The 248-nt window shown below is 46.8% G+C and carries 1 tRNA gene; it reads right to left on the reverse strand.

What is annotated here, in order from left to right:
- Positions 1–168: 168 nt before the first annotated feature.
- A tRNA-Ala gene (locus AC6CWS_RS26540) sits at positions 169–244 on the reverse strand.
- Between the last annotated feature and the right edge of the window lie 4 nt (positions 245–248).

Below are 248 nucleotides of genomic sequence, written 5' to 3' on the forward strand. Positions count from 1 at the left end.
ACCTCACAACCCGAAGATGTCTTCAGATTGCGAAAATTTGAGAGACTCGAACACACTTAAACAGTGTGTCGTTTCAATTTTCAGCTTGATCCAGATTTTTAAAGAGCAAAACTTCGCAGTGCACCTTTTCAGGTTCACTCTGAAGTTTTCTTGTATTCGCAGTAAAGATGGTGGAGCTATGCGGGATCGAACCGCAGACCTCCTGCGTGCAAAGCAGGCGCTCTCCCAGCTGAGCTATAGCCCCATCG

It is taken from the genome of Klebsiella sp. M041, from assembly GCF_059759695.1.